The sequence below is a fragment of the Serratia sp. Nf2 genome (assembly GCF_003028435.1).
Classification (GTDB): domain Bacteria; phylum Pseudomonadota; class Gammaproteobacteria; order Enterobacterales; family Enterobacteriaceae; genus Serratia; species Serratia marcescens_L.
In genome coordinates this window covers 227,699-236,245 of sequence record NZ_PYTW01000005.1, presented here as the reverse complement: position 1 = coordinate 236,245, position 8,547 = coordinate 227,699, and the positions used below count along the sequence as shown (strand labels likewise).

Below are 8,547 nucleotides of genomic sequence, written 5' to 3'. Positions count from 1 at the left end.
TTACTCCGGCATTTCGCTGAAAGTTTGAGAGGAGTTAACCTGACGCAGCATGCCGTTCAGGCCGATAGAGGTTGAGCACTGGGCAAACAGCTCCTTCAACGGATCGCCATCCAGCGCGTTTACGGCAACGTCGCTCATGCCGAATTTGGCTTTAACTGCTGCACGCATCTCGCCTTTCTCTTTGTCTGAGTTGGCAATAAGGCCAGACTTAACAGCTGCGAGATCGTCGGCGAATGGTTTAAACCATGCCGGCGCCTCGTCGCTGTTGCTTGCCTGCTCTTTCTTCTTAGGCTTGCCGGTTGCAGGGTCGATTTCTTCTCCGCCCTCTTTTTTGGCTGTCGCCTTCTCTGCGGCCAATTGGTTGTAAGCGTCCATCAGTTCAGCATCGGACTTGCCTTCAGTCTGCTTACCAGCGGATTGCAGTGCATTGATAATCAGTTCTTTCATCGGATCTTTCTCTCCGTTGGTTTTAATTTCGTACTCAGTGGGTTTGCGCACGACTTCTACAGGTTCGCCGACGAACACGGCCTTACCGTCCTCATCGATGAGGTATTTCTGTCGGAAAAACTTGGTCTTATCGCGGTAAATGAAAGTGTCAGGCCAGATAGACTCCGGCCATGGCCAGTAATCATCTGAGCGACCTTCACGGAGCTTGTTGCTGATCGCTTCGCGGATATCGTCAAACGAGAAGTTGGAAGCGTTGGTGAAGAAGAATTTGGTTTTGTTCAGCAGTCCCTCACGGGTGCAATCGATACCCTCTGACAGGTTTGCGATTTCTACCTCTTGATCGTCGCCGTCGGCGTTAACGAAAATGCCCACGCCTTCGCTTGGCGTTCCGGCGCCAGGTTCATCCAGTAAAACGGCAACATGGTCAAACACCATGTTTGTGGCGATTTCGTTGTACTTCTTACCCTTCGATTCGCCGTTTGCGGCAATACCTGAGTAAAGAAGCCCGGTAGAAATGTGGATGGGCTCTACGTTTGTCCCAGCGATCATTTCATCCAGTCGATTTACTAGCCGCTTACCCTTTTCACTGCCTTCGGCATAACGGCGGTCGACATACATATCACCATTGACCTTTCCATCGACGTGCTGGACGTCTTGAAGCCAGGCGCCAACGTGATAGTTATTCACCGCGCGGACATCACCCGCCGATACATGCTTTCCGTCTATTTTGGGATGCCCTAGTGGCATCGGTTTGCGTTCAAGGGTGTTATAGGCCTTGGCAATTTCTGCTGCCGGGTACAACTTCCGGTTCATCACGATATCGTCAACAACGGGCGTAATGCCGCGAACCACGATATGTGGTTTCCCGTCGATGGTTTCGGTAGTGATATTTGAAGCGGAGTTGACGACGGTCAGCACGTTAACGCGGTTGCGCTTCATGCTGTGTCCTCATTGTGTTGGTGATGCCGATTAAGCGGCCTGTTGCGTCATCCAGGCAGCGCGCTCTTCTTCCAAGCGCTTCGCCAACCCGATGTTTACTACATTGTCTTTCTCGTCAACGACGGCTGGGATCTGGCTGCAGTAACAGTTGAACCTGTTACCGTCTTTCGAGTACCACTCACGCACTTCCTCGACCGTGTAAAGCTTGCCGTGGCGCGATGCGTGCCAGGCGCGCGTAGTCGGCTTCAGGGCGGATAAATGCAGCAACTTGGTGCGCAAACCTAACCTATCCTGAACCCATGTGGTTTCGTTCCACTGAGCCTCTCTCAGGGCGCCAACCTGCTCGGTCTGAGCGATCGTCTTTGCCTTGGACATTGAGACATCAAGTCGTTTGCTTATCACCCTCATGGTTTCACGCGGGTTTACCCCTCGGCCTACAGCATCGGCGATGATATTGGCAAGGTCAGCGCGCGCTGCATCGCTGATCCCCTTCCAATCGCTGTACGTCGACACGAAAGCAGCGGCTACCTGGTTCTGATAAGCAGGTGTGGACAAAAGCGCGCTTAGCGTAGTCTGCGACGCGTAGACCTCGGACTGAGCAGACAGATTCGTATAGGCATTGAGCGTCCCGCGCCGATACTCATCTGAAATATACTGCAGCGCCCAAATATCCTGACCGTTACCCTCTAACAGGTAGTCATCAAGGATCGTTTGTATTACCTCAAGAAGCGCCGCCAACTGCTGAGCGCTCATGTCGTAGACAAACGTACCGGCGTTTACCTGGTATAGGGTGTCACCTGAAAGAACATGCGATCGCTGAGAGTTACCCACCAGCACCCGGCCAGTTAATCGCTGGTCGAACAGTTGCCGAAGCGTTGTTTTGATGCCCAGATATCGGTTCTCGATATCCCGGAACATTTTGTTAACTTGCCGATAGGATTGGGTGGGGTCTGCTTTATTGCGCGGTATTATCGGTGTCCCGACTTTAGGCATCGGCGACGTCATCATTCAGCGGATCCTTACCGACCTGCTTTTTTGTCGGGTCTGGCTGTTTAGGTTCCTCGATTGGCTCCAGTTCGCCGGCGGCGCGCACCTCGTTAGGTTCAACAGCAGACGCACCGAACGCTTGCTGGGTTTTGTAGGCAACGTCTGCCATCTTGCTCATGTTCTCGAGCTTCTCGCTATCACCTGGGGCCAGCAAATCAGACCAATCGACGGTGATCTCGCCTTTCTTTGGTTGCGATACTACGCCGACGTCACACCATCTTTGAATGACTTCAGTTAGCAGCCATGACAACCAACCGCCACGGCGTCCATTCCCTTTTTTAGCCCATTCCTTCCTGTCTTCGGTAGAAGCAAGATTCCCGGTTTGCTTGCCAAAGAGGATATTGAACGGACAACCGATGGTTGAGGCATAGCTATTGGCCGAGACTGTCCATGACGGAGTAGGATCAGCAGCGGCAACTGAAAGGACAGACGATGTCCCAGACTGCGTTACCAGCGCGGAGTCCGTCCCCTGGTTGAGTTTCCTGATCTTTTCATTCATTGCCTCGCCAAGGTCTTTATAGCCGGCATCCTTCGCTTGCTGCGCGATGGTTTTCATGTCGGTTTTATTGTCGAAATGAATACCAAGCTGGCGGCTCGCGTTCTTCAGGAACCCTTCGGCGCTTCCTCCCTTGGTCTTTTCGATGTCCAGCAAATCGTTGTAACCAGCCTCGTTAAGAGGGATGCCAGACAACATGTTGTCATCTTCTGAACCTTCGGCGAGGATGATCACCCTGCTGGGGTGAACCGTAACGCTTCTCACATTGCCATAGGTTCCGTCATCACCCACAGGCTGCTCGTTGAAGATGTAGTTCACCGGCTGCCCGTAAGTTGGGGATAGCGTGTCGATGTCATAGTTTCCAGGCTTAATCTGCAATTCCCAAACGGGGATCATCTTCACTAAAGCATTTTCGCCAAGTTTTGCCACCAGCGCTGTATCCACTGGCTCTGACCATGGCCTGTTGTCTTTTAGCTGCAGAATGATTGCAGAGTATCGGCCCACCAAATTGCGCCGATCGGCATCCTTGATTTTTGACCAATGTTTTTTCAGCAGCTTGGTTACTGTCGTCTCCCATTCTGTCGAGACAGTAGATTTGTCGGTCAACGGGCCATCAATAATCGTCGGATAGTCACTCCAGCAGTTATCCAACGTTTTATGAACTCCGGCATGAGCCGCGGAGTTTCGGCGATAGGCGCGATAAAGCAGATCGAAGCTTATGGTGTCCGGGTAGCCGAACTCGTCCCACAGCTTTGTTCTCTTCGTGTTGCCATTCATCTGTCCCGCGTACAAGGAACGCTGGCGCCCTATCGCCACTGCGTCAGCGAGGGCATTGACGAGGAATTCAACCTCGCTATTTTGTTCACTCACTGAGAGCTCCTTAGAAGAATACGGCGCCAACTTGTTTGTGGTTGTTCTTCGCTACGGCAAAGTAGCGGAAACCATCTGAACCGTGCGACGTGTGATCGTGAAGAGGTTTGTCTTTCCAGCACCCGCGCTTGTCATCCCACTCTTTTCGGTATCCCTCAAGGTGAGATATCCCCTCAGCACACTTCTCATCGTCAAAGACGCATTTAGGCAGGATTTCACGGACAGACTCGATACCAGTATCTACGCCAACTTTCGGCACAACCTTGAATGTCATCGAATACACCTGGCCGTCGATTTCGTAACCCTCACGCGCCAGCTCCTTCCGTGATTTAGCATCAGAGCCAAACTCTCTGTTTTCAATATCGTGTGGCCCCCAGTGCTCGCCGTACTCATAACCACGGTCTTTGAGCACCTTCATGTAGTGCCTCAAACCCTCGCCAGAGTTCTCGTAGTAGTCGATGACATGAAATTCTTCACCAACCTCACGCACGAACCAGATAGCTGTTGAGTCACCCACGCCGATATCCCAGAACGTGTGAACCGGGAGATGAGAATTGTCGGGAAGTGAACCGATCCGCTTGTTCGTATACAGCCAGCGGAACTGCTTGGCGTAATATGCCCCCTCTACCGACTGTTGGAAGGCTTCAGCGGGTATGCTCGGATACTCACGCTTCATGTCGTCGCCAAGAGTCTTCTCTTTGGCGAGATACCAGGCCTTCTGGCGTTCATTTAACGTGACGCCATGCTTGGCTTCCAGTTCGCTGAAGTAGTCAACCAGGCGCTCTGGGAGGCTTTCTACCGGGTCGATTGCGTACTGAGGATTCTTCCACCAAGTGAAGAAGAAAAATTTCCAGTCGAGGTTTGATAATGTTTTGCCCTGCAGCTGTGCTTTCTCGGCCGTCTGGCAATAGTCGAAGAAATACCCAGCACGCCCCTCGGCTGTACTCTCGATAGTTGTAAAGCAATCTGTCGATACTGCCTCAAAGGCGCCAGTGACGATTTCACGGGCCTTGTCCGGGTACTTAGCGCAGATCTTGCCGAACTCAGAAACGTGCAAGTAACGCAGCGTGCCGCCACGAAATGACGTGCTGACGTAGAGAGAGCCGCCATTATTGAAAACAAGCTCACCAACTGCGTCGTTCTTTGCCGGGTTCGCCTTTCTGATCAGCGCCGGCAGGTTGTCGTAGGCATATTTGACCTTTTCCCTAAACAAGCGCTTTGCGTCGTTTAAGGTGTGGGCGATCAGCGCGCACTTTGCTGATTCGAACAACGCGGCATCGAGCTGGACAATACAAACCAGCGTCGTAAAGCCGAGCTGCCTAGCCTTTAAGATTATGTTCCTGGTATGTACGCCTTCGAAGTATTCGAGCTGCTCAGGGGTCATCCTGAACTTAACCTTCTTCCCCGATTTGTCGGTGATGAAGTAAAGGTTGTTTAGGCGCCAGAATCGATTTTTAAGGTTCTTCTTCAGCTCGCTGAATTGCTTGTTGAGATCAGCCATAAATCACGCCTCAGAAGATATCTCCTTCAGTAGCTCAGCCATCTCATCAGCGATGGTGTGCTGGGTTTCAATCTTTTGCTTGTTGGTATACGCGTCGCCGCACTCTTTCGCGGCCTGCTCGACGATCTGAGCGGCCAATGCGTAGTTCTTCATGGTTTCGGTTCGCGTCGCCATGCGATCAAGAACGCGCAGCCGGTAGGCCTTGTTGGCGATCGGAATATCTGAAATTTCCGTCTTGAATCGCTCCCGCGTCGTGTAGAACAGGTCTACCCACTTCTTGGCCAGCGACTTGCCGCTAACCTTTGTCGGGTCGTGAGATTCAACCTGCTGACGCGTGATTTTTAACCCAAACTCTTTTTGGACGGACTCCACCACCAACGTAGGGGTGTCAAAGCACGCAAGCGACTGAATGATGAAGGCTTTCACATCTGGTTTTAATGCAGCCATAAATCACCATCCGTCCAATACAGTCCAATATTTACGCCAGCCTCAACATGCAGTTACCGCACGCCCTGGCAATGTTTAGTTGTGCCACCTCCGCAGGCCTGTTAGCCGCATCAACCAGTTCCTGAACTTCCACGCTGGCGCCATACCGACGAACTACGCCAACAAACTCTTCAACGTCGTGGCCGCGCAGCTTCAGCACCGGCTGGCCTTCCTTGTTGAATTTTGGTGCGCCGAAATCGTCGGTAGCCTGAGCGATGTGGTATAGCTCATGCTCGACCAAGGCGCAGAACTCAGCATCTGAGCACTGTGAGCAGTAGTCGGCAGCGAGCGTGATGATGAATTTCGGCACCACGCCGAACCACTCATGCATCTGCTGTTCCATCCTGGCCTTCTGCCAGCCGCCGGCGCGCATCGCCACTTCTTCAGCCTGGCCGAGCACATGACGCCCTTTTTTCTCAAATGCTGATGAGGCCCACATAAAGCGCAGATCGGCGTCTGCAAGGTGTCCGTGGTCTGGGTTAAACAGGCTGCCGGAATCGTCAATAATTTGACGCTTCATCCACTCCTGCACCTCATTCGCAGGCACCAGGCCGATATAAGGCGTCAGCTGATGGTCTTCGATAAACCTTAACGGTGGGTATGGGCGCCTCTCATGGCTCTCATCCTGCGCTGTTTTAGCCATGATTTTCTCCCAATAAAAAACCCGCCGGAGCGGGATGATATGCGCATTATCGATGGCACTCAGTGAATGCCACCTGTAATGCTTGTCGCAGCATCAGCCACGCCTCGCGGAGTTGCCTCGCCACTTCCGTCTTTCCGGCTGCCAAGACGTGATCACCTCCTGCAGGGCTTCACCGTCTTATTCCTTGTCGGGGGAATTTTTCTCTGAGCTTTTTTCAATATCTCGCATCTGATCGTTGTACTCGTTCTCGAAATTCTTTGAAGGGAATGAACTCATTGTTTTTACCTCAATTTTAATCGCCTGAAATCTCAACCGATTCGCCTGTTACTAGTTCATGACGGAAGCACTTATTGGTCAGCCAATCCCAGCGGGTTAGTGCAGAGACGATGAGTAGCCACTTCATGCCACGGCGTAGCGTGACCTTGTATGTCATAATCATTCAGAATTTCCTGCTGGTTCGTTGGATATAACCCTGGGTATTTTTTTGACCACCACCCATGAATTCATCGTGTTTATTCTGTCAAAGGCACTCAGCGAATGCCTTTTGCAGAATTTTGTATATCCATCACAGCTTCTCAGCACGTCAGGGATTCGAGGCCGACGGCAAAGCTGCCAAGAGGCGGTGTAACTTTGCGAAACACCGTTTGAAGGTGCTCTTTAATCAACTCCCACTGCTCCTCATTTGGTAACTCGCCATGAAGCTCAACGAATCCCTGCAACCAATATGCGAATTGCTCTGGTGTCATTGTTTTCTCCCGGCGGCTTCCCGCCATTGGTTCAACGTGGCCACCTGGCCGGCGCAGATTGATAACGCTGTTTGCAGCGCCAGCGTGTAGCTCACCGCATCGCCCCAGGTGTCGCCTTGTAGGCTTGGCTGCTCACATAGAGTGAATACAGATTCAGGGGGTAGCAGGACGATTTGCTGCGGTACCGGCGGCGTTTTGCTGCAGGAGCTCAACAACAGCGGCAGGCATAGGACTATTCCCACATTTACTGCCTTTAAGTGCATCACGCAACTTCCTCTGGTAGGTTTCGCCCTGCTGGCGCAGCTGCTGCTCTCTCCGTTGCTGTTCGGCCATTAGCGAGCTATTCCGGGCGGCGTTCTCGCGTAATGCCGTTATCAGTGACTGCTGCTGCGCCAGCGTTTTTTCCTGCTGCTTTACCTGCTCACCGGCCTTTACTGCGTTGCTGTGGAAGTGAAACGCCAGCCTGCCAGCAACAATCAGCGCCACCAGCAACAGGCCGATCGCCATCGTTCGGAAGCTGAATGAGGTGCTCATGACAAAAACATCTCGCGCTCTGCTGCACGGCGTGCAACCAGGCCATCAAGCCGTTTACCGCCGGCATTTACCCAGCGGCCGAATTGGTCTGCTGCGCCTTGCTTATCTCCAGCATTCAGTTTTTCCAGAAGCGTGGATGTGCTCAGCGACCGCAGGCCGAGGTTATATGCAAAGCTCACCAGCGCATCGAATTGGCCCTGAGTGATTTTCACCTTCACCAGCTGATTAACGCCCTGCTCATACTGCACAACGCCGCATTTCAGCATCCGATCGGTAGTAGCCTGATCAATCTGCATTCCTGGGCCGACTTTCTTACCGTTAACTGGCTGTGTCCACCCGTAACCAATCGTCCAGACGCCAACTGAATCCTGATAGGCTTTCAATCGCAGGCCTTCGAAGCGCTTGATCAGCTCAATGCCGCTTTTACTGATATTCATTGCTATCACTCGCTTTATTCAGGAATCGACGCTCCAGCGCCTTAATCAGTGATGCACCAGACCAACCGGCCATGCCACATACGCCGCCCATCACTTCGGATGGCCAGTCGTAATGCAGGGCGATCATCACCATAGTTAACCCGGCGAAGATAGAAACGAAGAGCTGCAGAAACAGCGTGCGCCAGCTGAAGGCCTCGCCGTTCAACACCTTGAATGAGTAACTGGCAATAGCTCCCAGCAGGGTCATGCCGAACGCAATCAGCATTGATAGGATGTTGGGTTCGTTCTTCCAGGGCATTTTCATAACCTCCCCCTTCCGGGGCTCTTTCCCGGATTCGGGTTATGGACAGGGATCAGCCACCAGCCGTAAACGCTGCCGGTATGAGGGAGTGCCGTGTGTG

Annotated in this window: 11 protein-coding genes; all 11 read right to left on the bottom strand. The window is 52.5% G+C overall.

Annotated features, from left to right (window positions below; all coding sequences use genetic code 11):
* Positions 1-1,386: a DUF2213 domain-containing protein gene (locus tag C9411_RS13460; RefSeq protein WP_107227244.1), complete on the bottom strand. Its 1,386-nt coding sequence runs from the start codon at positions 1,384-1,386 to the stop codon at positions 1-3.
* Positions 1,387-1,416: 30 nt separating this feature from the next.
* Positions 1,417-2,394: a phage minor head protein gene (locus tag C9411_RS13455; RefSeq protein WP_233221907.1), complete on the bottom strand. Its 978-nt coding sequence runs from the start codon at positions 2,392-2,394 to the stop codon at positions 1,417-1,419.
* On the bottom strand, positions 2,372-3,799 hold the full coding sequence (locus C9411_RS13450; RefSeq protein ID WP_107227243.1) for an anti-CBASS protein Acb1 family protein: 1,428 nt from the start codon (positions 3,797-3,799) through the stop codon (positions 2,372-2,374). The genes C9411_RS13455 and C9411_RS13450 overlap by 23 nt, the downstream gene beginning before the upstream one ends.
* Before the next feature lie 10 nt (positions 3,800-3,809).
* A complete protein-coding gene (locus tag C9411_RS13445) occupies positions 3,810-5,300 on the bottom strand; it encodes a terminase (protein ID WP_107227242.1) in 1,491 nt (496 codons plus the stop codon).
* A 3-nt stretch (positions 5,301-5,303) separates the two neighbouring features.
* Complete coding sequence (locus tag C9411_RS13440; protein ID WP_060431653.1) at positions 5,304-5,747, bottom strand: DUF2280 domain-containing protein; 444 nt, start codon at positions 5,745-5,747, stop codon at positions 5,304-5,306.
* A 31-nt stretch (positions 5,748-5,778) separates the two neighbouring features.
* Entirely contained in the window at positions 5,779-6,429 is a 651-nt protein-coding gene (locus C9411_RS13435) for a putative metallopeptidase (protein WP_107227241.1), read from the bottom strand.
* Positions 6,430-7,004: 575 nt separating this feature from the next.
* Positions 7,005-7,175, bottom strand: a complete 171-nt coding sequence (locus C9411_RS25735; protein ID WP_158263882.1) for a hypothetical protein — start codon at positions 7,173-7,175, stop codon at positions 7,005-7,007.
* The gene (gene lysC, locus C9411_RS26015; protein ID WP_233221906.1) at positions 7,172-7,438 is read right to left on the bottom strand and encodes an Rz1-like lysis system protein LysC; all 267 of its coding nucleotides are present in this window, start codon (positions 7,436-7,438) and stop codon (positions 7,172-7,174) included. The genes C9411_RS25735 and lysC overlap by 4 nt, the downstream gene beginning before the upstream one ends.
* On the bottom strand, positions 7,329-7,709 hold the full coding sequence (locus tag C9411_RS13425) for a DUF2570 family protein (RefSeq protein ID WP_107227239.1): 381 nt from the start codon (positions 7,707-7,709) through the stop codon (positions 7,329-7,331). The genes lysC and C9411_RS13425 overlap by 110 nt, the downstream gene beginning before the upstream one ends.
* Positions 7,706-8,146 carry a lysozyme gene (locus C9411_RS13420; RefSeq protein WP_107227238.1) on the bottom strand — a complete coding sequence of 147 codons (441 nt, stop codon included), beginning with the start codon at positions 8,144-8,146 and terminating at the stop codon, positions 7,706-7,708. Before C9411_RS13420 ends, C9411_RS13425 begins: the two co-directional genes overlap by 4 nt.
* Complete coding sequence (locus C9411_RS13415; protein ID WP_049193441.1) at positions 8,133-8,450, bottom strand: phage holin family protein; 318 nt, start codon at positions 8,448-8,450, stop codon at positions 8,133-8,135. The genes C9411_RS13420 and C9411_RS13415 overlap by 14 nt, the downstream gene beginning before the upstream one ends.
* Positions 8,451-8,547: the final 97 nt, after the last annotated feature.

What these genes read in the sequence shown, in the direction of transcription:
- C9411_RS13460 (WP_107227244.1), bottom strand. Translation starts at nt 1,386, where the DNA reads ATGAAGCGCAACCGCGTTAACGTGCTGACCGTCGTCAACTCCGCTTCA.
- C9411_RS13455 (WP_233221907.1), bottom strand. Translation starts at nt 2,394, where the DNA reads ATGATGACGTCGCCGATGCCTAAAGTCGGGACACCGATAATACCGCGC.
- C9411_RS13445 (WP_107227242.1), bottom strand. Translation starts at nt 5,300, where the DNA reads ATGGCTGATCTCAACAAGCAATTCAGCGAGCTGAAGAAGAACCTTAAA.
- C9411_RS13440 (WP_060431653.1), bottom strand. Translation starts at nt 5,747, where the DNA reads ATGGCTGCATTAAAACCAGATGTGAAAGCCTTCATCATTCAGTCGCTT.
- C9411_RS13435 (WP_107227241.1), bottom strand. Translation starts at nt 6,429, where the DNA reads ATGGCTAAAACAGCGCAGGATGAGAGCCATGAGAGGCGCCCATACCCA.
- C9411_RS25735 (WP_158263882.1), bottom strand. Translation starts at nt 7,175, where the DNA reads ATGACACCAGAGCAATTCGCATATTGGTTGCAGGGATTCGTTGAGCTT.
- lysC (WP_233221906.1), bottom strand. Translation starts at nt 7,438, where the DNA reads ATGCACTTAAAGGCAGTAAATGTGGGAATAGTCCTATGCCTGCCGCTG.
- C9411_RS13425 (WP_107227239.1), bottom strand. Translation starts at nt 7,709, where the DNA reads ATGAGCACCTCATTCAGCTTCCGAACGATGGCGATCGGCCTGTTGCTG.
- C9411_RS13420 (WP_107227238.1), bottom strand. Translation starts at nt 8,146, where the DNA reads ATGAATATCAGTAAAAGCGGCATTGAGCTGATCAAGCGCTTCGAAGGC.
- C9411_RS13415 (WP_049193441.1), bottom strand. Translation starts at nt 8,450, where the DNA reads ATGAAAATGCCCTGGAAGAACGAACCCAACATCCTATCAATGCTGATT.